Source organism: Kitasatospora sp. NPDC023118, assembly GCF_055560875.1.
This window is the reverse complement of record NZ_JBVHHW010000028.1, coordinates 31,247-54,750: the sequence shown is the minus strand read 5'-3', so window position 1 is coordinate 54,750 and position 23,504 is coordinate 31,247. Positions and strand designations below refer to the sequence as shown.

Below are 23,504 nucleotides of genomic sequence, written 5' to 3'. Positions count from 1 at the left end.
CCTTGACTGTCGTCAGTGCAGTGATCGCGTCAAGAACTTGCCTCAGAGCGCGGCACCGGCATAGAGAGCCGCCAGCGCGAGCCCCTGGAGCACGGCGCGGACGGTGATCACGCTGTCCCAGCGCCGCTGCGGATCACGGGCGTCACCCGGGGTCTCGCTGCGCCGTGCTGCGGCGATGAGCCTGTTGTTCGCGGGTGCGCTGATCCGGCGGTAGATGATCAGCCAGATGACGAGCAGTGCGACGGCGCCGGCGTCGGTCACCGCGGCCGGAGTGCTGTCCGACAACGCGGAGACCAGGGTGGCGAGCAGCGCTGCGACGATCCCGAGCACACCGGGTACGGGGAGCCGCGCGTCGCCGAAGCGGTGAATCCGGCCCATCACGCTGGCCGAGAAGACGTCTGTTCCGTAGTGACTCCGACGGCCAGGACGGCGATCGCCGTCAGAAGGTGGTGGAGGAGTGTCATGCCGCAGCCACTCCGGCGTTCGCGGCCCGTGCGGTCTCCTGGTTCAGCACCTTGCGCGTGATGCGCGCCGCTATGGCGGCGACCAGCGTTCGAGGCCGGCGCGGTGTCAGGTGGCCGCCGAGCGCGTTGCCGAAGCCGGGCGTCACGTAGGCGCGGTCGCGGTCGAGGGCCGCCAGCGCGGCGCGCACGACCGGCTCGGGCAGCGAGAACTTTCCGGTGACGGCGGCCTTGCGGGTGCCGATGGTGTCGAAGAACGAGGTCTCCACCGGACCGGGGCAGACGGCGAGGACGCGGATGCCGCGGCGCCGGTACTCCTGACGCAGGGCCAGGCTGAAGTTGAAGAGGAAGGTCTTCGACGAGCCGTAGGTCGCGAAGTAGGGGGCGGGCTGATAGGCGGCCGTGGACGCGACGTTGACGACGGCGCCCGTTCCGCGCCGCAGCATGCCGGGGAGCAGTTCGTGGGCGAGGTCGACCGGTGCCACGACGTTGACCATCAGCTGGTCGTGGTCGCGTCGGCCGGGAATCTCCTCGAAACGGCCGCAGGTGCCGAAGCCCGCGTTGTTGACCAGGAGGTCGACGGTGAGGCCCCGGTCGGCCAGCGCGGCGCCGATCCGCCGGGCGGCGTCGGGCTCGGCGAGGTCCTGGACCAGGACCTCGGCGCGAATGCCGTGCTCGGCCCGGAGGCGTTCGGCGAGCGCCTGGAGCCGGTCGCCGGAGCGGGCGACCAGGACCAGGTCGTGGCGGCGGGCGGCCAGCTGGACGGCGAACTCCGCGCCGAGGCCCGAGGACGCGCCGGTGATGAGAGCGGTGCTGCTCATGGTGAAGCTCCTTCGCTGCACTGATGCACTGGTGCACTGCGGGGTAACTGCGACACGACAGTATCAGTTTCCCTTCAACTTGCAACATGCATGATTCAGTTACGAGCTGAGCTGAGGCTCAGCTGTATCGTTTCCTTGGGCTTGTGATCGGAAGCGACCAGGAGGTGGACTATGGGCCGACCGCTGCGGGCGGACGCGGAGCGCAGTGTGCGCGCGATCCTGGAGGCCGCGGAGGGGGTGCTCGCCGAGAACCCGGCTGCCTCGATGGAGCAGATCGCCGAGGCCGCGGGCGTGGCCCGCACCACGGTCCACCGCCGTTTCGCCAGTCGGCAGGTGTTGATCGACACGCTCGCCGCCTCGGCCGTCGAGCGGCTCGCGCAGGCCGTCGAGGACAGCCACCCCGACACCGCCCCGCCGCTGGTCGTCCTCCACCGGGCCACCGTGAACGTGCTTCGGGTCAAGAGCGCCTTCGGGTTCGCGCTCGGACTGCCGGTCGAGCCGGGCAGCGTGGTGGCCGAGGCCTGGGAGGGCATCACCACCCGCTGCCTGGAGCTGCTAGCCGCGGCCCGGGACGAAGGGCTGCTCAACCCGGCGGTGGACCTCGACTGGGCCCGGCGCGTCTACTACGCCCTGATCGGCGAAGCCCTGCACGGCCCCGAGGCCGACCCCGACGTGCTGGCGACCAAGGTCGTCGACACCCTGCTGCACGGCCTCGGCCCCCGCTGAGCACGGGACGGCGCCGGCTCCTACGCTGAGCACCCGTGAACGGGGGAACCACATCAAGCCTGGTCGCCTCGACGACGGCGACCCGACGCTGTCGGCGGTGGCTCGGCAGCGGTCAGGAGGCTGTCGGTCCACCCTAATTCAGCAGGGACAGCTGGCCGGCCGTCCGGTTGATGTCGGCGGGCAGGCCGTCCCCGCCGACTACCTCGGCCAGTGGCGCCCGCCCGACCAGGGTGAGGGGTGTGTCCCGGTCGCACAGCACGTCGGTCAGATTGGCGAAGCGCTGGGCCGCGTCCCGGTTGGTCTCGGTCAGCCGGGGCAGCCCGGTGAGCACCCAGCCTCGGTCGGCGCCGGCTCGTCCCGGTGCCGGCCGTACGCCGCGTGGAACCGGCGGAAGAAGTCGTGGAAGTGCAGGCGCCGTTTCTCCGTCGTCTCTCTCAGCGGGACGGCGTCGAAGAGCGTGTCCGCCAGCCGGCTCTTGCCGCGGCCGACCGATCCCCACAGGTAGACCCCTCGCACCGGCGCCGGCGCCCGGCCGAACAGTCGTCGCCTGCCGCCCAGCGCCGAGCCGAGCTCGGCGAGCCTGGCCGCCACCGCCACCGCCACCGCCACCGCCAACTGCCCGTCGTCCAGCACCAGGCCGTCCCGCTCCGCGGCCCGCGCGAGCTCCGCCGCCTCGACCACCGCGCCCCCTTGTTCCGTACGGACGATCTTCGAGGCCCCCGACCATATGTCACGGCAGGCGGATGGTCGGGGGCGGGTTTGACGGATGGTCGTTACTGGGCGGAGGCGGACTGCGGACGCCGGCAGACCCCGTTGCTCTCCGATCCACCCCGCCCGCAACGACCCACCTGAGCAGCGAAAGCGCGCCTTCGGGCCCTCTGGGTGTTCGCAGAGGGCCCGAAGGCGCGCCGCAAAGCAACAAGGCCGGTCAACCCGACATTGTGTCGGGTTGACCGGCCTCATTCGGTCGGTTGACCTTTGTGCGCGAGGGGGGAGTTGAACCCCCACGCCCTTTCGGGCACTGGAACCTGAATCCAGCGCGTCTGCCTATTCCGCCACCCGCGCATCTGGGTGATGGGTTAAGCATAGACCATCTGGAGGGGTGCCTCTGACCACCCCGGAGCGACGCGGAGACGACGCCGGTCAGCCAAGAAACAAGCGTCGGTCGACGCGGAGACGCCCCCTCACCGACGACGCTGCCACCCGCGACCGGCCCCCGGCGAGCGCTGCTGGCCGATTGGAGTGAGAGGCCGCGCGCCGGGCCGGGTGCCTGGTCGTTTCGGGCGTAGTTCGCCGCGCCGCCCGTCGAAGGTCCGTGCACGCTGAACCAGGGCCCGGAGGCCGAACAGCGCGTCGACCGCGCCGGTCCGCCGCCTCCGGCCCCATCACCGCACCGACGGGAGCAACAGCATGATCGGGACCCCCGAGCCCTTCGACGACGCCGCGGGGCCGCCGCCCCTGCCGGGTTGTGCCGAGGACGCGGCCGGCGCACTGAAGCAGATGTTCGTGGACCTGACCCAGGGCGTCCGGATGGCCCGCGGCCAGGACCCGGTCAGGCGGCCGGTGTTCCTCAAGCCGCACGGCGTCGCCCGCGGCACGCTCACGGTCGCCGAGGACCTGCCGGCCGAGCTGCGGGTCGGGTTCCTGGAGGCGGCCCGCACCCGGCCCGGCGGCCTGGAGGCCTGGGTGCGGTTCTCCAGTGACACCGTGCCCGGCCTGCCCGACCTCAAGACCACCCTCGGCGTGGGCCTCAAGCTGTCCGGCGTGCCCGGCCCCAAGCTGCTGGAGGGCTACACCGAGGCCGGCACCCAGGACCTGCTGCTGCAGAACCACGACGTGTTCTTCGTGGACACCGCCCAGGACATGTGCGAGTTCACCAAGGCCGGTGTCGTCGACGGCAGTTACGACAAGTACCTGGCGGCCCACCCGGTCACCGCCGAGATCCTCGACGCGATGGCCAAGTTCGAGGCCAGCGTGCTGACCGCCACGTACTGGGGCGTGCTCCCCTACGCCTTCGGGCCGGACCGCTTCGTCAAGTACAAGCTGGTGTCCGCCGGTTGCGAGCCCGCCGACCCGAACGCGACGCCGCCCGACGAGGATCCGGCCTACCTCGGCGCCGACCTGGTCCACCGGCTCGAGGCCGGCCCGGCCGCCTTCGACCTGCTGCTCCAGTTCCGCACCGACGACGAGAAGATGCCGCTGGACATGGCGACGGTGCGCTGGAGCGAGTCCGAGAGCGTCCCCGTGAAGGTGGCCCGGCTGACCCTCCAGCAGCAGGACGTCACCGCCCGCGGCCAGGCCACGTACGGCGAGAACCTCTCCCTCAACCCCTGGCACGGCCTCGCCGACCACCGGCCCATCGGCAGCATCTCCGACGTGCGCCGGACGGTCTACCTGGCCTCGGCCGAGCAGCGCCGGGACGTCAACGGCGTGCCGACGGCCGAACCCGGCCCCGCCCGGCCGCAGCTCACCCCGCCGCCCGCCCGCGACACCCGGATCGTCCGGGCCGCCGTGCACCCGGCGATCGGCGTGGCCCGGGTCGGCGACAGCACCATGGACGACTTCGTCCTCGCCCCCGAGGTCGACGACCCGCCCCCGCTGCCCGTCGGCAGCTACAAGGACGTCACCGGCGCCCTGAAGCGCCAGGCCGCCCGGTTCCGGGTGTACGGCTACAACGCCGCCGGCGAGCCGGTCGCCGAACTGACCGCCGACAACGCCGACCTGCGCTGGAAGGTGCACGTCGTCAACTCCAAGGCCGCCTGGTACCAGTTCCAGATCGCCCTGGACATCCCGGACGCGGGCCAGGCCGATCCGAGCAACCTGCGCAACCCCAAGATCCCGGCCGACCAGCGCAAGGACCTCCTGGTCATCGACCCCGGCCCCCGCTGGGTGCGCGGCCGCAACCGCTCCGCCCAGCCCGAGTACCGCTTCGACACCGGCACCTTCATGGGCAAGCCGGTCTACCTCGGCGAGCTGCGCACCGACGACAGCGGCCGGCTGATCTTCCTCGGCGGCCGGGGTGTCTCGGCCTCGGCGACCGGCGCCCCCGCCGACACCTTCGCCAACAACGACGGCTGGCACGACGACGTCTCCGACGGCCCGGTCACCGCCGAGGTGAGCATCGACGGCCGCCCGATCCCGGTCGAACCGGCCTGGGTGGTGACGGCCCCGCCCAACTACGCACCCGAACTCACCTCGGTGCGCACCATGTACGACCTGGTCCGGGACGCCTTCGTCACCGAGGGCCGGCTGCCCGAGCCGCAGCAGGTGTCCTTCGCCGGGGACGTCCTGCCCGTGCTGCGCAGTCTGTGCGGCCTGCAGTGGGTCAACAAGGGCCTGGCCACCCAGTTCGGCTTCGACGGCCGCGAGGACCTGCTCACCAGACTCGGCGATCTGTCGGATCCCTCGCCGGTCCAGCAGGAGCTGCGCCGCCAGGTCTGGCTGGCCATCCGCAACTACGACCGCGACGGCATGTCACCGGTGCCCTGGCCGGCCGTCTACGGCGACGCGATGAACATCCCGCCCCAGTCGGTCCGCCAGCACGTGACGCTCTCCGCGCTCCAGTACCGGCTGCTCAAACGATGGGCCGACGGGGACTTCGTCAACGACTACGACCCGCACGCCGCGCCGCCCGCCACCCTGGACGACGTCCGGTTCGCCGACCAGCCCGCGACCCTCGATCGGGCGGCCCTGTCGTTCTGCCTCGCCGACGCCTTCCACCCCGGCTGCGAACTCACCTGGCCGATGCGGCACACCACGATGTACACCACCCCGTTCCGGATCCGTCACCGCGACCCGCACAAGCCCGCGCCCACCTACGGGCCGACGCTCACCCCGGACCTCGTGCTCTCCTTCGACGGCCCGCTCTACGCCCAGGCCCCGGGCGATCTGAGCCGGTGGATGGCGGTGCCCTGGCAGACCGACACCGCGAGCTGCCGGGCCGGCTACGAGTACGGCTCCGGCCTCGGCCCGTACGACCCGTATCTGCCCACCTTCTGGCCCGCCCGGGTGCCCAACCACGTGCTGGCCGAGGAGGACTACGAGGTCGTGCTCGACACCTCCCGGCCGCTCGCCGACCGGCTGGCCGCGTTCCAGAAGCGACGGGCCTGGCTGCGCTGGCTGCCCGCCCCCTACCTGACCAACATCAACGCGATGGTGCGGGACTTCGGCAAGCTCGGGCTGGTCGAGCGCCGCCCCGGACCCACCGACGATCCCCGGCTCCCGGCGGAGCTCCTGGTGGAGTCCGAGGTGAGCTTCCCGCGCGAGCCCGCCCCGCCGGCCGGGCGCAACCTGGTCACCGTGCACGTGGACCTCGGCGCCCACCCGGTGCTGGGCCCGGCCGCCCTGGCATCGGCGGTCACCATGGCGGAGGCACCCGACGAGGAGGTCTCGGCCGGGTTCATCGACAAGGTCAAGCGGCTCCGGCCGAACCGGTGACCGCTCGGTCCTCGCCGCCGCCCGCCGCCGTGGTGGCGGGCGGCGGCCCGGCGGGTGCGGTGGCGGCGCTCGTCCTGGCCCGGGCCGGGCACCGCGTCCAGCTGCTGGACGACGGCGGGCCGGGCCAGGGCGGGTTCAAGATCGGGGAGTTCCTGCCGCCCGCCGTCCGGCCGCTGCTGGCCGACCTCGGCTTGCTGGAGGGGTTCCTGGCCTCGGGGCATCCGGTGTCCACGGGGACGTACGCGGCATGGGGGTCGACGCGGTTGCACGGGCGGAGCCACCTGTTCGACCCGTACGGGCACGGGTGGCACCTCGACCGGGTGCGGTTCGATGCCTTCCTGCGGGACGCGGCCCTCGCGGCGGGGGCCGAGCTGCGGCGGGCCGTAGTGCTGGCGCGGGTCGACGGTGGTCTGGTCGTCCGCGAGCGTGCCACCGGCGCATTGTCGAACCTGTCGGCCCGCTGGACGGTGGACGCGACCGGCCGACGCTGTGTCATCGGGCGGCGGCACGGGATCCGGCAGCAGCAGGACCGGCTGGTCGCCGCGTACGCGGTGTTCCCGGACGGCGATCCCGAGGCCAGGACGCTGGTGGAAGCCGCGCCGCACGGCTGGTGGTACACCACCCTCGTCCCGGCGGGGCGCCTGGTCGCCTACCTGACCGACACGGACCTGGTCGGCCCGTCGCTGCGCACTCCGCAGGGCTTCCGGGAGGCGCTCGGCCGCACCGAGCACGTGCGGCGCCGGGTGGCCGGGCTCGGCCCGGGGTCAACTCCCCCACCGCGCTGGGCTCCGGCCCACGGCCTGCGGCTGGAGCCGTCGGCCGGGCCGGGCTGGGTGGCGGCCGGGGACGCGGCGCTCGCCTTCGACCCGCTGTCCTCGCAGGGCATCCTCATGGCCCTGCACACCGGCGCCCGGGCGGGGCGGGCCGTAGCCGACTGTCTCGCCGACGAGGGGCGGACGGCCGCCGCGCTCACCGACTACACAGCGTTCCTGGACGGGATCGCGGCGGCCTACCGACATAACCATGCGTACGCGTACGGCCAGGAGGGACGTTGGCCTCTGAGCCCCTTCTGGGGCCGCCGCCGAACGGCGATCAGCCGCTGAGCGGCCTAGCCTGAAAGAGCCGGATCGTTCGTCCAAGGAGTCAGTCAGTCATGGTCACTCTGTCACTCGCCTCACTGGAGGGCGCAGAGGTCGTCCAGTCCGTTCAGAACCTCCAGCACGACGTCACCCTGATCGCCGGGAAGGCCACCGTGCTCCGCGTCTATGTGAACTGCTCGGCCGGCCCACCCATCAGCGTGATCGGCACCGTGACCCTGCTCAGGTCGCCCGGAGATCCCCTGGTCACCGTGACGTCGGCCAACTCCGTCTCCCTCGACGTAGACGCGCGGAAGGATGTGCCCACCCGGCGAGCCGACGCCACTCTGAGCCTCAACTTCGTCATACCGGCCGCGCTGACGGCCGCAGGGGCACTCAGCATGCAGTCGATCACCTTGCACGACGCCCAGACCGGTATCCACATCCCGATCCACAGTCACGCCGGTCCGACCGTCTGGTTCCACGACTCCCCGCCGCTGCGGGTTCGGGTCCTGGGGCTGCGCTACACCCTGACACCCCCGGGGCAACCCCCGGCCACCTACACCCCCCGCGACATCGACTACAACTTCCTGATCAGCTGGCTCAAGCGCGCCTACCCGGTGGCCGAGGTCATCGAAGCACCACACGCCGTCATCGACGTCACGACCATCAACGCCACGACCACCGACGTCATGACCAATCCGCCCTTCCTTTGCAGCGACACCAACGCCCAGCTCGCCGCCATCCGCGCCATGGACATCAGCGCGGGCGGTGACCGGCGCACCCACTACATCGGCCAGGTCGCCGACGGTGGGTTCTTCATGCGCGGCTGCGCCTCCGGGGTGCCCGACACGACGCCCGACCCCACCACCGTCGCCTCGTCGCCCTGCGGAGCGGGGACCTTCGGCTGGGACTTCGACGGAAGCTACGCGGACTGGTACGGCGGCCACGAGCTCGGCCACACCTACGGCCGCAAGCACCCGGGATTCTGCGGTGAGTCGCAGGACGACCTGCAGAACTACCCGTTCCAGAACGGCCAGCTTGCCGACACTCCGAACAGCTTCTGCGGGTTCGACGTGGGTGACCCACAGTTGGACCTGCCGATGGCCGCCAAGCCGGGGGTGAACTTCCACGACGTGATGACCTACTGCAATTACCAGTGGCCGTGCAGCTACACCTACGAGGGCATCCGCCAGCGGCTGGTGGACGAGGACACCCTCACCACCGGAGCCCCGGCCCCGCCCGGGATGCCGGTAGCGGCGCCCATCCAGGCGTCCCCCCGCGAACTGAGAGTCACCACGGTCAGCAGCGGAGGCCGTCCCGATGAGCGGTTCCCGAAACTCTCGGTGACCACAGTGCCGACGCCCGCGCCCGACATGATGGCCACGGCGGCGGCGCCCAGCGGCGGACAACTCGTCAGCGTGGTGGGGACGGTCAACCTCGGCAGCCGAAACGGCGCGATCAGATTCGTCAACCCGGTCCAGGCCACCGCCGCACCACCCGCCCAACCGGGCACGGCCACGGCCGGCGCCGGGCCGGACGGCGAGGTCCCGGTGGTGCTGCGGGTCCAGCAGGCCGGCGGTGGGGCGCCGATCGACTTCCCGGTCACCGCGAAGCTCACCTCGGACCCGGCGCCGGGCCAGGAGCGGACCGGACTGGTCGATGCGGTCGTGCCGGTGGGGGCCAACCCCGCATCGATCGAACTGCTGGTCGGCGGGCAGGTCGTGGACACCTTCCGCCCGGCGGACCCTCCCCCGGCGCTACGGGGAGCCCGTCACTCGACTGCGGGCGAAGGGAAGTTCGGGCTGGATCTGGACTTCGGCGCGGCCCCGATGGACGGCCACACGTTCGCCACGCAGGTCAGCACGGACGGCGGGAGGATGTGGCACACGATCGGGGTCGGGCTGAAGGACCCCGTGATCACGGTTGATCGCACCCAGTTCCCGCGCGGGACGGAGGTCCGGGTGCGAGTGATCTCGACCAACGGCTTCACCAGTACGACGTCGGACATCGAGAGCTTCCGAGTCTGAGAACGCGAGGAGGCTGGTCAATCCAGCAAATTGACCGGCCTCGGCATGTGGCTACGCCGGGAAGTCGCCAGCCTGGACGCCGGCGAGGAAGGAGTCCCAGGCTGAGGCGGGGAAGATGAGAACCGGGCCCTGCGGGTCCTTGGAGTCACGTACGGGGACGAGGCCGGGGAATCCGGGGGCTACCTCGACGCACCACCAGCGCGCTTCGGCTCACCCGGATATTCCGATCGCCAAGTGATCATCAACTCGCTGCTACGAGCCGGAGGATGGAGCTAGTCTGTCGAACATGGTTGCAAACTACAAAGAAGAAGTGGCCATGACCGACGCGGAGTTCGTCAGCGGCCCGGCCCTGATCCTCCGGTCCCTCTCCTCCGACCCCGATCGGCCGGCCATCACCACCGCCGACGGCGTGGAGATCACCGCCGGTGAGTTCGCCGCCGCCACCTACCGACTGGCCCACGAGCTCATCGCCCGGGGAGTGACCCGGGGCACGACCGTCTCCCTGCTCACCGGCAACACCGCCGAGGCGCTCAGCGCCCGCTACGCCGCCGGCATCGCGGGCGCCCGCGTGGTGAGCCTGTACGACGGCATGAGCGCCCCGGTCCTGGCCGAGATCGTCACCAGCGTCGACACCGCCGCCCTGCTGGTGGACGCCGAACGGTACGCGACGGCCCCGGAGTTGCTCGCCCTGGTCGACGTGCCGACGGTCCTCACCCTGGGCCCCGGCCCGGCCTCGATCGGCGAGGACGCCATCGCCGCCTCCGCCCACCGCCCCGCCGAGCCGCCGGACGTCCGGATCGGCCCGGACGACCACCTGGGCATCCGTCACACCGGCGGCACCACCGGCATCCCCAAGGGCATCCTCAGCCTGCACGGCCCCTACCGGAGCATCTTCGACGCCCCGTACGCCGACCCGGTCAGCGGTACGCCGCCCCGCTTCCTCGCGGCCACCTCGCTCGCCCACCTCTCCGGGATCTTCACCGACCTGGCGCTCTACCACGGCGGCTCGGCGGTCATCCAGCGCTCCTTCGAGCCCGGCGACGTCCTGGCTGCCATCGAGCGCGAGCGCATCACCGAGACGTGGATCCTGCCGCCGCTGCTCTACCGGCTGCTCGACCACCCGGCGATCGGCCGCACCGACCTGTCCAGCATGCGGAAGATCCTCTACGGGGGCTGCGCCGCCTCGCCGACCCGGATCCGCGAGGCGCTCAAGGTGTTCGGGCCTATCCTGGTGGGCGGCTACGGGATGTCGGAGGCGCAGTACATCGCCATGCTCGGCCCGCACGAGCACAACCGGGTCGGGCACGGCGGCCAGATCTCGGTCGGCCGGCCCGTTCACGGCACCGAGGCGGTGATCCGCTCCGTCGACGGCACCGAGCTGCCGACCTGCGAACAGGGCGAGATCCACGTCCGCTCGGCCACCCTGATGGCCGGGTACTGGAAGCAGCCCGACCTCACCGCCGAGGTGCTGCGCGACGGCTGGCTGAACACCGGCGACATCGGCTACCTCGACCAGGACGGCTACCTCTACCTGGCCGACCGGGTCAAGGACAAGATCATCGTGGTCGGCGGGCACGTCTACCCCTCCGAGGTGGAGGACCTGCTGCTCACCCATCCGGCGATCGCCCAGTGCGCCGTCTTCGGCGTGCGCGACGCCCAGGAGGCCGAGCACGTCCACGTCGCGGTCGTCCCCGCGCCGGGGCAGCAGCCGGAGCTGGAGGACGTCCGCGCGTTCGTCACCGCGAACAAGGGCCGGATCTACGCGCCGGAGGCCCTGCACCCGGTCGCCGAGATCCCGCTCACCTCGGTGGGCAAGCCGGACAAGAAGCGGCTGCGCGACTCCTACGCGGGCTGACCCCGCCCGGGGCGTTTCCCTCCCACGCGGAAGGGCACGGGGAAACGCCCCAGCGCGAGGTCCGAAAGCCGCCGGATCGGGCGGCCCGCCCCGCGCAGGATGGGCCGCATGACCAGCGGCGCCTTCGACGGCCTCCTCGACCGATTCCTTCTCGCCGGTGCCGAGTTCGAACAGCACCTGCGCGCCGTCCGCCCGGCGCAGTGGACCCTGCCCACCCCCTGCACCGCCTGGAACGTGCGACAGTTGGCGAACCACATGACCCGGGGGAACCTCAACTACCCGCTCCTGCTGAACGGTGGCGACCGCGCCGAGTTCCTGCGCCTGCGCGAGGCCGACGCCCTGGGCCCGGACCCCCTCACCGCCTACACCGCGTCCGTCCGTCGGCTGGCCGAGGCCTTCGGCCAGCCCGGCGCCCTGTGCCGGATCCTCGACCACCCCCTCGGCCCGCTCGTCGGCCGACAGGCCCTCGCCGTACGGATCACGGACAGCGTCATCCACACCTGGGACCTCGCCACCGCCCTCGGCGCGGACGACACCCTCCACCCCGGCCTGGTCGCCTGGATCTCCGACCACCTCGACGCGATCTACGCCGGACTCCCCGAAACCCCCGTCGCCCCCGACACCACCCACCGCTTCTTCGCCGCCCCCGAGGACGAAGCGGCCCCCGGCGCCTCCCGACAGGCCCGGCTGCTGCACCGGATGGGACGCTCACCGAAACCGCGCTGAACCCCTCGCAGATCCCCACCGGATGTCACCCCACCGTGGGGTTTGGCTCAACGAACCACCGCCCGGCTGCCGAGAAGCCAACGGGGGTGGCGGCGCTGAGGGCCGCCACCCCTCCCGTCCGCGAGAAGCCGCCGACAGTCCGCCGGGACGACCGGTGACGGCTCAGAGCCAGCCGCGGTGGGCGGCCTTGATCCCGGCCTCGAAGCGGCTGCTCGCGCCCAGACGCTCCATGATCGAGGACATGTGGCGCCCCACGGTCCGCGAGGAGATCCCGAGGCGTTGCCCGGCCGCGTCGTCGGTGAGGCCGGAGCCGAGCAGCCGGAGCAGTTCGCGCTCGGTCGCGGTGAGGCCGGTGCTGGGGTCCTCGGGGCTGGCGGCGCCGAGCGGCACGGCCGCGTTCCAGGACTGCTCGAAAAGGTCCAGCAGCGCGGCCAGGATGCCGGGTTCGGTCACGTACAGCGCGCCCTTGCGGTTGTCCGCAGGGTCGATCGGGACCAATGCCTGGGCGCGGTCGACCACCACCAGCCGCGGCGGGATCGCCGGGGCGGTACGGACCTCGCCGCCGTGGCTGAGCAGCCAGTGGGCGTACGTGGCGACGTGGGGCTGGTTGCGGGTGGAGTCCTGGTAGAGCGTCCGCATCGCGATGCCGCGCGCGAGCACCTCGGCGTCGGCCGACCGGCTGGCGGCCAGGTCCTCGGGCCGCTGGTCCCCGGGCTGGCTGGCGAGGGCCTCGGTGGTGGTGCTGCGGGCCATCCGTTCGAGCCGGGCCTGGATGGCGTCCAGACCGAGGAGGCGCTCGCCGTGGGTCGTCCGGTGCTCGGCGCGCTCCGCGACCATGCGTGTGACGGCGGCCCGCGAGGCCGCCAACTTGGCGTGGCGGGAGGCGAGTTCGGCCTCCTGTGCGGCGAGCATGTCAGCCAGGCCGATGTCCGGGCTCACCGCACGCATCTGACCGGGCCGTTCGGCGGAGGCCCGGACGAGGGTGAGCCGGGTCAGCTCGTCGAGGTGGTCGTGCACTTCGACGTCGGCCAGTCCGCAGTGCCGGGCGATCTCGTCCACGCCGTAGGCGGGGTGGTCGAGCATCGCCTGGTACACCGCGGTCGCCCCGGCCGTCAGGCCCAGTACTTCCAGCATCGGCATCCCCCCAGGTCAGCGGCCGTCCATCGCTCGGACGACCCGTCGTATCCAAACAGCTCTTCGACTCCCTGTTCAAGGTCCAATTCAGGGGGTTCGCCCTGATTTGTGACATGTAGAGAGGGAGTGAGTTGCGCGAAACAAAATTGTCATGAGCGCGACAGTATGTCCGGATCCCGCCAGGCCGATTGGCGACATCCGGAAACCCTTCCGATGCCCTTGGCCAGCGGCGAAGCTATTGATCGCCGCCAGGGAAACCCGGAACGGCAACCGAACGGAGCGTCAACCGCGGGACGCCCGGACCAGCCACACCTCTCCCCTCAGCAGAAGAAGGACTCCGTCATGATCCGCACCCGTATCGCCCAGGCCACCGCGGTCGCCACCGTCGCCCTCACCGCGTTCCTGATCGCCCCCGTCAGCTCGGCCACCACCGCCGCGACCACGCCCGGCCCGGCCGCCGCCACCTCCGACAGCCTCACCCAGGGTGGCGCCGCCGCCTCCAACGACAGCTTCGGCTGGGGCGGGGTCACCCAGGCGAGCTTCGGCTGGGGCGGCTGAGCACGCGGATGGACATCGTCTACGCCAGCCTGAAACGCCGCCAGCCCGGCGCGGTAGCAGAGGCGATCGAGGCAGCCGAGGCCGTGGACGCCCTGTGGGCGCACGCCGAGCCCGCCGACGGACTCCAGCACGCCAGCGCTCAGCCCGCCTCCGACCGGATCGACCTTCTGCTCTACCTGCTCAGCCGCGCCCCGTCCGACCGGCCCGACGCGGTCGGCCGCGCCCACAGCCTGCTCTCTCGCAGCCACCGGACCTCGCCCCTGCTCCGCCGCTGCTACCTGCCCCCGGAGCCGCCGGAGGCCACGGACCACACCGCGCGGTGACCACCGCGTCCGCTCCCTGAAGGAGCCCGCGCCGCCAGGCCGAACGGCCCGCAGCGGCGCCCACCGAACTTCGCAGCACCCCTCCGGCAGAGGCGACCACTGCCCACCGGATCACGACCGACCGTTCCACCGCCCGCCGGCACCTGAACTCCCCGCTGCCCCGCCGCCGACCGGAGCACGCCCGGCCAGGCCCGCCCGCAGCGCGCCAACCGACTTGCCCTGCTCACAACCTGGAGCTTCCATGTCCCGCGTCCGTACCCGCCTGGCCTCCTCGGCGGCCGCCGTCACCCTGGCCGCCTCCGGCCTCAGCATCCTGGCCGTCCCGGGTGCCCACGCTTCGACGCTCGGCGACTCGATCGCCGCCACGGCCTCCGGTCAGATCTCCAGCAACGCGTGCGGAAACGGCGGCGCCGGCTACTACGCCCCCGGCACCGACCAGAGCTCCAGCTGCTCCGGCGGGTCCAGGACACATGCCTGGTGCGCGGACTTCGCCGGCTGGGTCTGGTCCCAGAACGGGGTCAAGAACCTCGGCATCCTGAACGACCTCGCCAACAGCTTCCAGACCTATGCGAGCAAGTACGACGGCGGGCTGTCCGGTACCCCGCACGTGGGCGACGCCGTCTTCTTCCACCCGAACGGCTTCGGCGGCACGGACTACGACCACGTGGCGATCGTCACCGCCGTCAACGGGGACACCATCAGCTGGGTCGGCGGCAACCAGGGCGGGTACCCGGGCAAGGTCAGTCAGAACAGCGCGTCCGGACGCGTCGGCACGGTCGTGTGGCAGAGCGGCGGCTACAACGTCAGCATCCAGGGCTACGCCAGCCCCGTCAGCGGTACCGTCACGCCCCCGCCGGTCACCGACCCGGTCGCCCCCGCGGTGAATGACGTCGCCCCGGCCGCCGTCTACAACCCGGACAACGGCACCGCCGAGATCTTCTCCATCGGCACCGACGGCGTGCTGTCCCACGCCTACAGCACCAACGGCGGCCAGTGGAGCGACTGGTACCCGATCGACCCCTCGTTCCACTTCACCGGCAAGCCCACCGCCGTCTACAACCCGACCAACAAGACCACCGAGGTCTTCGCGATCGGCACCGACGGCGTGCTGTCCCACGCCTACAGCACCAACAGCGGCCAGTGGAGCAGCTGGAGCACCATGGACCCCGGCTACCACTTCACCGGCTCGCCCTCCGCCGTCTACAACCCGTCGGTCAACGCGGTGGAGCTGTTCGCGATCGGCAGCGACGGCAAGCTCAACCACAAGTACTACGTCAGCAACGCCTGGTCGGCGTGGAACACCATGGGGACCTGGACCTTCGCCGGCTCCCCCACCGCCGTCTACGAGCCCGACCTCAACACCGCCGAGGTGTTCGCCATCGGCACCGACGGCGTGCTGTCCCACTCGTACAGCACCAACGGCGCCGCGTGGAGCGACTTCTTCACGCTGGACACGAGCTACCGCTTCACCGGCGCCCCTGCCGTCGTCTACAACCCGAACACCAAGACGGCCGAGGTGTTCGCGATCGGCGCCGCCGACGGCGTCATGTCGCACGCCTACAGCACCAACGGCGGCCAGTGGAGCGGCTGGACCACGCTCGACACGGGTTACAAGTTCGCCGGTGTCCCGTCGGCGGTCTACAACTCCACCACCAAGGCCGTGGAACTGTTCGGCACCGGCACCGACGGCATCGTCAACCACAAGTACTACCTGGGCGGCGCCTGGTCGAACTGGGAGGCGCTCGGCAACTGGAAGTTCGCCGGCACGCCGGTGGCCCTCAACGAGCCGAACACCAACGCCGCCGAGGTCTTCGGCATCGGCCAGGACGGCGTGATCTCGCACTCCTACACCAGCAACGGCAGCCCCTTCAGCAGCTGGTACACGCTCGGCACCTGGAAGTTCAACACCCACTGATCCCGGGTCATCCCCCAGCGGTGGCCACCGGATCCACCCGGACCGGCCGCCACCTGCCCCCTCCCTCCGCTGCCTTCCACGACTTCCACGACTTCCCGAAGGACTTCCCGATGACCCGCACCCCTTCCCGCGCCGCCCGCACCCGGATCGGCGCCACCGCTGTCGGCGTACTCGGCCTGGCCGTGGCCGCGACCACCCTCGGCACCGGGCAGGCGAACGCCGCCTCGGTCGCGACCTGGGACAAGGTGGCCCAGTGCGAGAGCACCGGGAACTGGTCGATCAACACCAACAACGGCTATTACGGCGGCCTGCAGATCAGCCTGAGCAACTGGCAGAACTACGGGGGCACCGCCTACGCGGCCCGCCCGGACCTCGCGACCAAGCAGCAGCAGATCCTGATAGCGGAGAAGATCCTCGCCGACCAGGGTGCCGGGGCGTGGACCTGCAGCCCGGGCACCGGGCTGGCCACCGACCACGCCAACCCGTACCCGGACCCGACCCCCACCCCGGCCCCGCCGACGGCCTCCTCCTCGGCCGCGGGTCCCGTCCTCTACAACCCGGACACGGCGACCGCCGAGGTGTTCGGGATCGGGACGGACGGAACGATGTCCCACAGCTACAGCACCAGCGGCGGCGCCTGGAGCGACTGGTCCACGCTCGACTCCACCTTCCGCTTCACCGGCGCCCCGGCGGCCGTCTACAACCCGGTGAACAAGGTCACCGAGGTCTTCGCCACCGGCCAGGACGGCGTCATCTCGCACAACTACCACTTCAACGGCGGCCAGTGGAGCGGCTGGAGCACCCTCGACACCGGCTACAAGTTCGCCGGCAGCCCGACCGCCGTCTACAACCAGGCCACCAACGCGATCGAGCTGTTCGGCATCGGCACCGACGGCGTGCTGAACCACACCTACAACCTCAACGCCGGCGCCTGGCAGGGCTGGAGCTCGATCGGCACCTGGAAGTTCGCCGGCAGCCCGACCGCCGTCTACAACCAGGACACCAAGACGGCCGAGGTGTTCGGGATCGGGACGGACGGGACGATGTCCCACAGCTACAGCAGCAACGGCGGCGCCTGGAGCGGCTGGTCCACGCTCGACTCCACCTTCCGCTTCACCGGCGCCCCGGCGGTCGCGTACAACCCGGTGAACAAGGTCACCGAGGTCTTCGCCACCGGCCAGGACGGCGTCATCTCGCACAACTACCACTTCAACGGCGGCCAGTGGAGCGGCTGGAGCACCCTCGACACCGGCTACAAGTTCGCCGGCAGCCCGGCGGCGGTCTACAACCAGGCCACCAACGCGATCGAGCTGTTCGGCATCGGCACCGACGGCGTGCTGAACCACACCTACAACCTCAACGCCGGCGCCTGGCAGGGCTGGAGCTCGATCGGCACGTACAAGTTCGCCGGCACTCCCGCCGCGGTCTACGAGCCCGGCACGCACTCCGCCGAGGTCTTCGGTGTCGGCGCCGACGGCCTGGTCTCCCACGCCTACTCCGCCAACGGCGCCCCCTGGAGCACCTGGTACACCCTCGGCACCTGGAAGTTCCAGACCATCTGAGCCCGAACGCACCGACGACTGCCCCGGGGCCCGACCGGCCCCGGGGCAGTCGTGTCCGATCACCCGGGATCCGACTCGCCGACACCGTCCAGGCAGCACCGCACGAAGTCCCGCACCACCGGGTTGTCGTCGTCCACCGGCGCCCAGGCGACCCCGACCCGGCTGGGGCTGACGCCGCTCACCGGCCGGTAGGTGATCCCGGGCCGGGCGTAGAAGCGGGCCGTGGACTCGGGGGCGAGAGCAACGCCGTAGCCGTTGGCGATGGCGCTCAGCCAGTCGTCCGGCTGGTCGACCACGGCACCGATTCGGACGGGGTGCCCCTCGCGCTCGTCGGCGGCGGTCCAGTAGTCCCGCCAGGCTCCGGTCTCGGACGGGGCGGCGACGAAGGGCTCGTCCCACAGCTCCCGGAACGGGACCACCTCGCGGACGGCCAGCCGGTGCGCCGAGGGCAGCGCCACCCAGCGCGGCTCGGTGGACAGTTCGGCCACCCGCAGCCGCTCCTGCCCGGGGAACGGCAGCCGCAGCAGCGCCGCGTCCACGTCCCCCTCCGCCAGGCCGGCCGTCGGGTCCGACCAGGTGGTGGCGTGCCGCATGTCGACCCGCCAGCCCGGGCGGAGACGGGTGAACTCGGCGACGATCCGCGGGGTCGCCTCGTTGGCGGCGCTGGCCAGGAAGCCGACCCGCAGGACGCGTTCGGCCCGGCTGGCCGCGGCCCTGGTCTCCCGCAGCGCGGCGTCCCACGCCGCCAGCAGCCCGGGCGCCCGCGCGGCCAGGGCGCGGCCGGCCTCGGTGAGTGCCATCCCGGCCCGGGAGCGGACGAACAGCGGGGTGCCGAGGCCGGTCTCCAGCTGCCGGATCTGCTTGGTCAGCGCGGGCTGGGAGACGTACAGCCGCTCGGCGGCGCGGGTCAGGCCGCCCTCCTCCGCGACGGCGGTGAAGTAGCGCAGCAGCCGGGTGTCCACATCCATTCCATCAGGTTATAGAAGCAGGTATTGGACGCAAGACGAGGCGCTGACGAGGCTGGACGACGAGGAAGCACCCGCGTCAGCCCCGAAGGAGTCCCATGTCCACCGCCTACGTGATCGTGGCCGTCGTCGCCATCGTCGCCAACGCCGGAATCGCCGCCGCGGACTTCGCCGAGGTGCCCTTCGTCCTGGCCAACTCCGCCGAGGTGAACGTCCAACAGCACTGGGTCCCGTGGCTCGCCGGGCTCAAGATGGCCGGGGCCACCGGCCTGCTGATCGGCCTGGTCGCCTTCCCGCCCCTCGGCACCGCCGCCGCGGTGGGCCTGGTGCTGTTCTACATCGGCGCCGTGATCACCCACGTGCGGGCCAGGGTCCTCCACAACATCTACTTCCCCGGCTTCTACCTCGCCCTGGCCGTCGCCACCCTCGCCCTCGCTCACTGAGCCTTCTGAGCCCTCCGAGCTCCCTGCGCTCCCTGCGCTCCCTGCGCTCTCCGGGCTCTCCGGGCTCTCCGGGCTCTCCGGGCTCTCCGGGCTCTCCGGGCTCTCCGGGCTCTCCGGGCTCTCCGGGCTCTCCGGGCTCTCCGGCGGTCGGCTACACCACCACCGCCTCGCCCAGCTCGGCGAGCACTGTCTCGGCCCGCTCCGGGTGCCGGCGCCGCCACAACTCCCCGATGGCGGAGCGGATCCGCTCCCAGGCGCTGGTGGTCAGCTGCTGGACGACCGCGGCGGCGGCGACGCCCGCGAGTGAGGTCAGTTCCTGGTCCACGGTTCCCCGGCGGAATGGACGCTCCGCCTGTCAAGGAGTCGCTATACCCCGCCGAGGCACCGGGCACCGCGCGGACCGAGCCGCTTCGCCCTGTTGCAGCGCCTGTCACACCGCCCGTTACAGCGTTGCGAGGAACTCCCGTACAGCAGCGGCGAGTTCGTCCGCCGCGCTGATCGGCAGCAGATGGTCGCCGGTCAGCTCGACCGCGACCGTCCCGGGGCGGCAGGCGACGATCCGCGCCGCCTGCTCGGCCGGGATCACGCCCTCGCTGCCGCGCACCAGCAGGGCGGGACAGGTGGTCGCCGTCCAGTCGGCCCAGTGGTCGCCGTGGACCAGCTCCTCCGAGTCGTACATGTCCCTGGGGTGGAACGGCAGCCGCCAGCCGCCGTCCGTGCCCTCCCGCAGCCGGTCGGCGAAGTACGGGGCGGCCAGGCCGAGCGCGGCGATCAGCTCGTCCCGACTCGGGGCGTCGTAGGGCAGGTCGAGCAGGAAGGCCAGCGGGTTCGGCCCCTCCAGGCCGAGCTCCACCGGGGCCTCGATGTCGACGATCGCCTCGACCCGCCCGGGGTGGCGGGCGGCGAACTGGTAGGCGTTGATCCCGCCGAGCGAGTGGCCGAGCAGCACCACCTTCTCCAGCCCCAGGTGGTCGAGCAGCGCCTCGATGTCGGCGAGGTACCCCTCCCGCGAGTAGTCCGCGGCCCGCTCGGACTCGCCCTGGCCACGCTGGTCGGGCGCGATCACCCGCCACTCACCCCGGAGTTCGCCCGCGAGCCGGGCCCACACGGCCCCCTCGGACAGGTGCCCGTGCAGCGCGAGCAGCGGGCGGCCCGCTCCGCCGAAGTCCAGGTAGGAGAGGCGGCGGCCGTCGACGGTCAGTTCGCTGCGGATGGCGTCGTTCATTGCAATTCCCCCTTGTGGAGCGGCTGGTGTGATCACCATATCCAGAGTGAGACGAACGTACAATACAAACGTCCAAGACATTTGTCCCACCTGCACGGCGGAGCCCCCACAAGCGTTCGAGCGTGAACCAGGCCATCGGATCTCCTCCTGCGGCTCCGGCGGCTCCGGCGACTCCGGCGACTCCGGCGACTCCGGCGACGGACGAACGGACGGGCGTTCAGGCCCCCGACGCTATCCCTCCTCCCGGCCGCGAAAGCTCCGGCGGTACTCCCTGGGCGCCACACCCACCCTCGCCACGAACACCGGCCGCAGCGACACCGCCGAGGCGAAGCCGCAGCGCACGGCCACCGCGTCGACCGGCAGGTCCGCCTCCTCCAGCAGCCGTTGGGCCGCGAGGATCCGCTGGTCCAGCAGCCAGCGCAGCGGGGTGGTGCCGGTGCCTGCGCCGAAGTGACGGGCGAAGCCGCGTTCGGACATCACCGCCGCGGCCGCCATCCGGCGCACGGTCCACGGGGTGTCCAGTGAGGCCAGGATCTCGGCGCGGACCCGCGCGAGCGGATCGTCCTCGGCGGACGCGGGCACCGGGCTGGGGATGAACTGCGCCTGGCCGCCCGCCCGGAACGGGGCGGTGACCATCGAGCGGGCGATGACGGCGGCGGCCTGCTGTCCGTGGGCGGTGCGGACGAGATGCAGGCACAGGTCGATGCCGGCCGCGACCCCGGCCGAGGTCCACAGGCCCTCGCCGCCGGTGAACAGCACCTCGGGCCGGACGGTCACCGCCGGGTAGCGGCGGGCGAGTTCGGGGGCGAGCGCCCAGTGGGTGGTCGCCTCCCGGCCGTCGAGCAGCCCGGCCTCGGCGAGGACGAAGGCGCCCGCGCAGAGCGAGGCGATCGGGACACCGCGACCGCGCGCCTCCCGCAGCGCCGCCAGAACCTCCGGCGGCCGTGCGGCACCCGGCTCCTCCACCCCCGGCACCACCACCAGGTCGCAGTCCGCCAGCGCCCCCAGCCCCGCGTCCGGCACCCGCTCCAACCCGCCGCCCAGCCGCACCCGGGCCCCCGCCGGTCCGCAGACCCGCAGGTCGAAGCCGGGCAGCCCGGGCCGGGAGGAGCGGTTCGCCCACACCTCCCCGATCACCGCGTAGTCGAAGGCCCGTACGCCGTCGAAGATCAGGCACCCCACCATTCGCATGGCGCAAGCATGGCAGGGTGGCAGGAACCTATCGATGGGTGGCATCCCTGCCCATCACAGCCACCCGGCAACGCGCAGCACCATGAATCCCATGACGAACACCGACGCCTTCGACGCCCCCCTCACCCTCGACCCCGACGCCGTCCTCCTCCTCATCGACGTCCAGCAGGGCTTCGAGGACCAGGACTTCTGGGGTCCCCGCGACAACCCCCGGGCCGAGCAGCGGATCGCCGAGCTGATCGCCGCCTGGCAGGCCACCGGCCGCCCGATCGTCACCGTTCAGCACGCCTCCCGGGTGGGGCCGCTGGTCGAAGGCACGCCCGGCTACGAGCTCAAGGACTTCGTCGCCGCGATCACGCCCGACCTGCACATCACCAAGACGGTGAACAGCGCCTTCTACGGCACCCCCGACCTGCACGCCTGGCTCCAGGAGCGCGGCGCCCGGCAGGTGGTGATCACCGGGATCATCACCAACGTGTGCAACGAGACCACCGCCCGGATGGCCGGCAACCTCGGCTACGACGCGATCTTCCCGACCGACGCCATGCACTCCTTCGACATGACCGGCCCCGACGGCACCACCGTCCCCGCCGCCGAACTCGCCCGCGCCACCGCGACCACCCTGCACGCGATGCGCTTCGCCAAGGTGGTCACCACGGAGGCCCTGCTCCAGGCCGCTAAGGCCTGAACAGCGGCTCGTACGCGTTGCCCTCCGCCGCGTTGAGCAGCGTGTACCGCTCCCCGAGGCCGAACGCGACCTCCCGCAGCCGCGCCAACGCCTCGGCCACCGTGGGGACTTCGAGCCCGAGCGCGGCCGCCGCCGCGTCCCGGTCGGCGAACAGGCCGGGCTCGTCCTCCAGGTACTGTTCGGCCGCCTCCGCGCTCTCCTCCTCGGTCAGCCGCACGCAGTCCCGCCACCACGGCACCGCCAGCAGCAGCCGGGCCATCTCCTCCAGCCCGGCGGCCATCACCGCCGCGCCGCCCTCGGAGTCGGCGTACAGTACCGGCCGCTCGTCGCCGCCCTCCCCACAGAGGAAGAAGGTGCCGCCCGCGCCGCACTTGGCCACCTCCTCCAGGGCCTCCCCGGAGACGAGCACGACCTCCTCCACGTGCGAGTAGACGTCGAGGGAGAAGTCCCCCGGCCAGAGCAGGTAGTCGACGGCGACGGGGGTGGCGCGAAGGCGATCAAGGAAGGACATGGCGGACACCTTAGGAGGCCGGACGGACACTCAGCCCGCCAGCCGCTCCGTCAGGAACTCCTCCCAGGTGCGCCGCCCGTGCTCGGCCCCGGCCAGGGTGAGGTTCGCCCCCGCGCGGTAGGCGCGCCCGACCTTGCCGGGCACCCGCACCGGCAGCTGCTTGCGGCTGCGTCCCTTCGCCGCCAGGTACCCCCGGGTCAGCTCGCCCATCCCGTACACCCTCGGCCCGGCCAGGTCCGGCACCGCCCCGGCGGGCGCGTCGAGCGCCAACTCGACGAGCCGGGCTGCGACTTCGCGCACGTCCACGGGCTGCCAGCGGACCCCGCCGGGGGCCGGGACGAGCGGCAGCTTCGCCATCTTCTCGACCACGCTGAACGCCAGGTCGTGGAACTGCGCGGCGCGCAGGACCGTGTACGGCAGGCCCGAGCCGGCCACCGCCTCCTCGGCGCCGAGCTTGGCCCGGAAGTAGCCGAGCGGCACCTTGTCCGCGCCGATCACCGAGATGTACACCAGGTGCCGCACCCCGGCTCGCCGCGCGGCCGCGACCAGCCGCCGGGTCGCCTCGTCGTCGCCCTTGGGGCCGCCGGCGAGGTGCAGCACGGTGTCGACGCCCGCGAGCGCCTCGTCCAGCCGGGCGTCCGCCTCGACCGGGTCACCGAGCAGGTCGCCGCGCACGTACGCCACACCGTCCTGCGCCGCGCGCTCCCGCCGGCTCAGCACCCGCACCGGCCGGCCGGCCGCGCGCAGCAGCGGTACGACCTGCCGGCCCAGGGTGCCGGTGCCGCCGGTGACCAGTACCGGGTTGTTCGTCACGATCGTCTCCGATTCGTCCCGGGCCGGGAGTTGATCTCCCCGCC

The 23,504-nt window shown here is 72.0% G+C and carries 23 protein-coding genes, 1 tRNA gene and 1 pseudogene; 12 read left to right on the top strand and 13 right to left on the bottom strand.

Annotation, left to right across the window (positions count from 1 at the left end; translation table 11 throughout):
- Positions 1-42: 42 nt before the first annotated feature.
- Positions 43-378 (bottom strand): hypothetical protein, encoded by a 336-nt coding sequence (locus ACZ3UD_RS29705; protein ID WP_465594364.1) that lies wholly within the window; start codon positions 376-378, stop codon positions 43-45.
- Between the two features lie 82 nt (positions 379-460).
- The gene (locus ACZ3UD_RS29700; RefSeq protein WP_465594361.1) at positions 461-1,282 is read right to left on the bottom strand and encodes an SDR family NAD(P)-dependent oxidoreductase; all 822 of its coding nucleotides are present in this window, start codon (positions 1,280-1,282) and stop codon (positions 461-463) included.
- A gap of 171 nt (positions 1,283-1,453) precedes the next feature.
- Here ACZ3UD_RS29700 and ACZ3UD_RS29695 point away from each other — a divergent pair, with 171 nt between their 5' ends.
- Positions 1,454-2,008 (top strand): TetR/AcrR family transcriptional regulator, encoded by a 555-nt coding sequence (locus ACZ3UD_RS29695; protein ID WP_465594358.1) that lies wholly within the window; start codon positions 1,454-1,456, stop codon positions 2,006-2,008.
- A gap of 133 nt (positions 2,009-2,141) precedes the next feature.
- Here the strand turns inward: ACZ3UD_RS29695 and zapE (ACZ3UD_RS29690) are convergent, their stop codons facing one another.
- From zapE (ACZ3UD_RS29690) to ACZ3UD_RS29680, 3 genes are all read right to left on the bottom strand, one after another.
- Complete coding sequence (zapE, locus tag ACZ3UD_RS29690) at positions 2,142-2,339, bottom strand: AFG1/ZapE family ATPase (protein WP_465594355.1); 198 nt, start codon at positions 2,337-2,339, stop codon at positions 2,142-2,144.
- Positions 2,315-2,689 (bottom strand): AFG1/ZapE family ATPase, encoded by a 375-nt coding sequence (gene zapE / locus ACZ3UD_RS29685; protein ID WP_465594351.1) that lies wholly within the window; start codon positions 2,687-2,689, stop codon positions 2,315-2,317. Before zapE (ACZ3UD_RS29685) ends, zapE (ACZ3UD_RS29690) begins: the two co-directional genes overlap by 25 nt.
- A 300-nt stretch (positions 2,690-2,989) precedes the next feature.
- Positions 2,990-3,073, bottom strand: a tRNA-Leu gene (locus ACZ3UD_RS29680).
- Between the two features lie 345 nt (positions 3,074-3,418).
- Here ACZ3UD_RS29680 and ACZ3UD_RS29675 point away from each other — a divergent pair.
- Genes ACZ3UD_RS29675 through ACZ3UD_RS29665 form a run of 3 tightly spaced genes read left to right on the top strand, consistent with a single transcriptional unit; the run spans position 3,419 to position 9,551 of the window.
- Positions 3,419-6,445 carry a LodA/GoxA family CTQ-dependent oxidase gene (locus ACZ3UD_RS29675; RefSeq protein ID WP_465594348.1) on the top strand — a complete coding sequence of 1,009 codons (3,027 nt, stop codon included), beginning with the start codon at positions 3,419-3,421 and terminating at the stop codon, positions 6,443-6,445.
- Positions 6,442-7,548, top strand: a complete 1,107-nt coding sequence (locus ACZ3UD_RS29670; protein ID WP_465594345.1) for a tryptophan 7-halogenase — start codon at positions 6,442-6,444, stop codon at positions 7,546-7,548. Before ACZ3UD_RS29675 ends, ACZ3UD_RS29670 begins: the two co-directional genes overlap by 4 nt.
- Before the next feature lie 50 nt (positions 7,549-7,598).
- The gene (locus ACZ3UD_RS29665; RefSeq protein ID WP_465594342.1) at positions 7,599-9,551 is read left to right on the top strand and encodes a hypothetical protein; all 1,953 of its coding nucleotides are present in this window, start codon (positions 7,599-7,601) and stop codon (positions 9,549-9,551) included.
- A 51-nt stretch (positions 9,552-9,602) separates the two neighbouring features.
- Here ACZ3UD_RS29665 and ACZ3UD_RS29660 read toward each other — a convergent pair.
- Positions 9,603-9,731 (bottom strand): annotated as a pseudogene (locus ACZ3UD_RS29660) (DUF397 domain-containing protein); the annotation flags it as partial.
- A 136-nt stretch (positions 9,732-9,867) separates the two neighbouring features.
- Between ACZ3UD_RS29660 and ACZ3UD_RS29655 the strand changes: the two are divergent.
- Both ACZ3UD_RS29655 and ACZ3UD_RS29650 read left to right on the top strand, forming a co-directional pair.
- Complete coding sequence (locus tag ACZ3UD_RS29655) at positions 9,868-11,406, top strand: AMP-binding protein (protein WP_465594339.1); 1,539 nt, start codon at positions 9,868-9,870, stop codon at positions 11,404-11,406.
- Positions 11,407-11,514: 108 nt separating this feature from the next.
- On the top strand, positions 11,515-12,132 hold the full coding sequence (locus tag ACZ3UD_RS29650) for a TIGR03086 family metal-binding protein (RefSeq protein WP_465594336.1): 618 nt from the start codon (positions 11,515-11,517) through the stop codon (positions 12,130-12,132).
- A gap of 162 nt (positions 12,133-12,294) precedes the next feature.
- Here the strand turns inward: ACZ3UD_RS29650 and ACZ3UD_RS29645 are convergent, their stop codons facing one another.
- Complete coding sequence (locus tag ACZ3UD_RS29645) at positions 12,295-13,266, bottom strand: helix-turn-helix transcriptional regulator (RefSeq protein WP_465594333.1); 972 nt, start codon at positions 13,264-13,266, stop codon at positions 12,295-12,297.
- A 342-nt stretch (positions 13,267-13,608) separates the two neighbouring features.
- Here ACZ3UD_RS29645 and ACZ3UD_RS29640 point away from each other — a divergent pair, with 342 nt between their 5' ends.
- From ACZ3UD_RS29640 to ACZ3UD_RS29625, 4 genes are all read left to right on the top strand, one after another.
- Positions 13,609-13,824 carry a hypothetical protein gene (locus ACZ3UD_RS29640; protein ID WP_465594330.1) on the top strand — a complete coding sequence of 72 codons (216 nt, stop codon included), beginning with the start codon at positions 13,609-13,611 and terminating at the stop codon, positions 13,822-13,824.
- An 8-nt stretch (positions 13,825-13,832) separates the two neighbouring features.
- A complete protein-coding gene (locus tag ACZ3UD_RS29635) occupies positions 13,833-14,147 on the top strand; it encodes a hypothetical protein (RefSeq protein ID WP_465594327.1) in 315 nt (104 codons plus the stop codon).
- A 241-nt stretch (positions 14,148-14,388) separates the two neighbouring features.
- The gene (locus ACZ3UD_RS29630; RefSeq protein ID WP_465594324.1) at positions 14,389-16,062 is read left to right on the top strand and encodes a DUF8189 domain-containing protein; all 1,674 of its coding nucleotides are present in this window, start codon (positions 14,389-14,391) and stop codon (positions 16,060-16,062) included.
- A gap of 20 nt (positions 16,063-16,082) precedes the next feature.
- On the top strand, positions 16,083-17,624 hold the full coding sequence (locus ACZ3UD_RS29625) for a DUF8189 domain-containing protein (protein ID WP_465594321.1): 1,542 nt from the start codon (positions 16,083-16,085) through the stop codon (positions 17,622-17,624).
- 59 nt (positions 17,625-17,683) lie between these two features.
- On the opposite strand, the gene ACZ3UD_RS29620 is transcribed toward ACZ3UD_RS29625, so the two are convergent.
- Positions 17,684-18,592 (bottom strand): LysR family transcriptional regulator, encoded by a 909-nt coding sequence (locus ACZ3UD_RS29620; protein WP_465594318.1) that lies wholly within the window; start codon positions 18,590-18,592, stop codon positions 17,684-17,686.
- A gap of 95 nt (positions 18,593-18,687) precedes the next feature.
- Between ACZ3UD_RS29620 and ACZ3UD_RS29615 the strand changes: the two genes are divergently transcribed.
- The gene (locus ACZ3UD_RS29615) at positions 18,688-19,032 is read left to right on the top strand and encodes a DoxX family protein (RefSeq protein WP_465594315.1); all 345 of its coding nucleotides are present in this window, start codon (positions 18,688-18,690) and stop codon (positions 19,030-19,032) included.
- 151 nt (positions 19,033-19,183) lie between these two features.
- Here ACZ3UD_RS29615 and ACZ3UD_RS29610 read toward each other — a convergent pair whose 3' ends face one another.
- From ACZ3UD_RS29610 to ACZ3UD_RS29600, 3 genes are all read right to left on the bottom strand, one after another.
- Positions 19,184-19,357, bottom strand: a complete 174-nt coding sequence (locus ACZ3UD_RS29610) for a hypothetical protein (RefSeq protein WP_465594312.1) — start codon at positions 19,355-19,357, stop codon at positions 19,184-19,186.
- A gap of 117 nt (positions 19,358-19,474) precedes the next feature.
- Complete coding sequence (locus ACZ3UD_RS29605; protein ID WP_465594309.1) at positions 19,475-20,257, bottom strand: alpha/beta fold hydrolase; 783 nt, start codon at positions 20,255-20,257, stop codon at positions 19,475-19,477.
- 231 nt (positions 20,258-20,488) lie between these two features.
- On the bottom strand, positions 20,489-21,448 hold the full coding sequence (locus tag ACZ3UD_RS29600; protein WP_465594306.1) for a GlxA family transcriptional regulator: 960 nt from the start codon (positions 21,446-21,448) through the stop codon (positions 20,489-20,491).
- Positions 21,449-21,539: 91 nt separating this feature from the next.
- On the opposite strand from ACZ3UD_RS29600, the gene ACZ3UD_RS29595 reads away from it, so the two are divergent.
- Positions 21,540-22,136 carry a cysteine hydrolase family protein gene (locus tag ACZ3UD_RS29595; protein ID WP_465594304.1) on the top strand — a complete coding sequence of 199 codons (597 nt, stop codon included), beginning with the start codon at positions 21,540-21,542 and terminating at the stop codon, positions 22,134-22,136.
- Here ACZ3UD_RS29595 and ACZ3UD_RS29590 read toward each other — a convergent pair.
- The gene (locus ACZ3UD_RS29590) at positions 22,126-22,647 is read right to left on the bottom strand and encodes a hypothetical protein (protein ID WP_465594301.1); all 522 of its coding nucleotides are present in this window, start codon (positions 22,645-22,647) and stop codon (positions 22,126-22,128) included. The genes ACZ3UD_RS29595 and ACZ3UD_RS29590 overlap by 11 nt on opposite strands.
- A gap of 30 nt (positions 22,648-22,677) precedes the next feature.
- On the bottom strand, positions 22,678-23,460 hold the full coding sequence (locus ACZ3UD_RS29585; protein ID WP_465594298.1) for an SDR family oxidoreductase: 783 nt from the start codon (positions 23,458-23,460) through the stop codon (positions 22,678-22,680).
- Positions 23,461-23,504: the final 44 nt, after the last annotated feature.

What these genes read in the sequence shown, in the direction of transcription:
- ACZ3UD_RS29705 (WP_465594364.1), bottom strand. Translation starts at nt 378, where the DNA reads ATGGGCCGGATTCACCGCTTCGGCGACGCGCGGCTCCCCGTACCCGGT.
- ACZ3UD_RS29700 (WP_465594361.1), bottom strand. Translation starts at nt 1,282, where the DNA reads ATGAGCAGCACCGCTCTCATCACCGGCGCGTCCTCGGGCCTCGGCGCG.
- ACZ3UD_RS29695 (WP_465594358.1), top strand. Translation starts at nt 1,454, where the DNA reads ATGGGCCGACCGCTGCGGGCGGACGCGGAGCGCAGTGTGCGCGCGATC.
- ACZ3UD_RS29675 (WP_465594348.1), top strand. Translation starts at nt 3,419, where the DNA reads ATGATCGGGACCCCCGAGCCCTTCGACGACGCCGCGGGGCCGCCGCCC.
- ACZ3UD_RS29665 (WP_465594342.1), top strand. Translation starts at nt 7,599, where the DNA reads ATGGTCACTCTGTCACTCGCCTCACTGGAGGGCGCAGAGGTCGTCCAG.
- ACZ3UD_RS29655 (WP_465594339.1), top strand. Translation starts at nt 9,868, where the DNA reads ATGACCGACGCGGAGTTCGTCAGCGGCCCGGCCCTGATCCTCCGGTCC.
- ACZ3UD_RS29650 (WP_465594336.1), top strand. Translation starts at nt 11,515, where the DNA reads ATGACCAGCGGCGCCTTCGACGGCCTCCTCGACCGATTCCTTCTCGCC.
- ACZ3UD_RS29645 (WP_465594333.1), bottom strand. Translation starts at nt 13,266, where the DNA reads ATGCTGGAAGTACTGGGCCTGACGGCCGGGGCGACCGCGGTGTACCAG.
- ACZ3UD_RS29640 (WP_465594330.1), top strand. Translation starts at nt 13,609, where the DNA reads ATGATCCGCACCCGTATCGCCCAGGCCACCGCGGTCGCCACCGTCGCC.
- ACZ3UD_RS29635 (WP_465594327.1), top strand. Translation starts at nt 13,833, where the DNA reads ATGGACATCGTCTACGCCAGCCTGAAACGCCGCCAGCCCGGCGCGGTA.
- ACZ3UD_RS29630 (WP_465594324.1), top strand. Translation starts at nt 14,389, where the DNA reads ATGTCCCGCGTCCGTACCCGCCTGGCCTCCTCGGCGGCCGCCGTCACC.
- ACZ3UD_RS29620 (WP_465594318.1), bottom strand. Translation starts at nt 18,592, where the DNA reads ATGGATGTGGACACCCGGCTGCTGCGCTACTTCACCGCCGTCGCGGAG.
- ACZ3UD_RS29615 (WP_465594315.1), top strand. Translation starts at nt 18,688, where the DNA reads ATGTCCACCGCCTACGTGATCGTGGCCGTCGTCGCCATCGTCGCCAAC.
- ACZ3UD_RS29605 (WP_465594309.1), bottom strand. Translation starts at nt 20,257, where the DNA reads ATGAACGACGCCATCCGCAGCGAACTGACCGTCGACGGCCGCCGCCTC.
- ACZ3UD_RS29600 (WP_465594306.1), bottom strand. Translation starts at nt 21,448, where the DNA reads ATGCGAATGGTGGGGTGCCTGATCTTCGACGGCGTACGGGCCTTCGAC.
- ACZ3UD_RS29595 (WP_465594304.1), top strand. Translation starts at nt 21,540, where the DNA reads ATGACGAACACCGACGCCTTCGACGCCCCCCTCACCCTCGACCCCGAC.
- ACZ3UD_RS29590 (WP_465594301.1), bottom strand. Translation starts at nt 22,647, where the DNA reads ATGTCCTTCCTTGATCGCCTTCGCGCCACCCCCGTCGCCGTCGACTAC.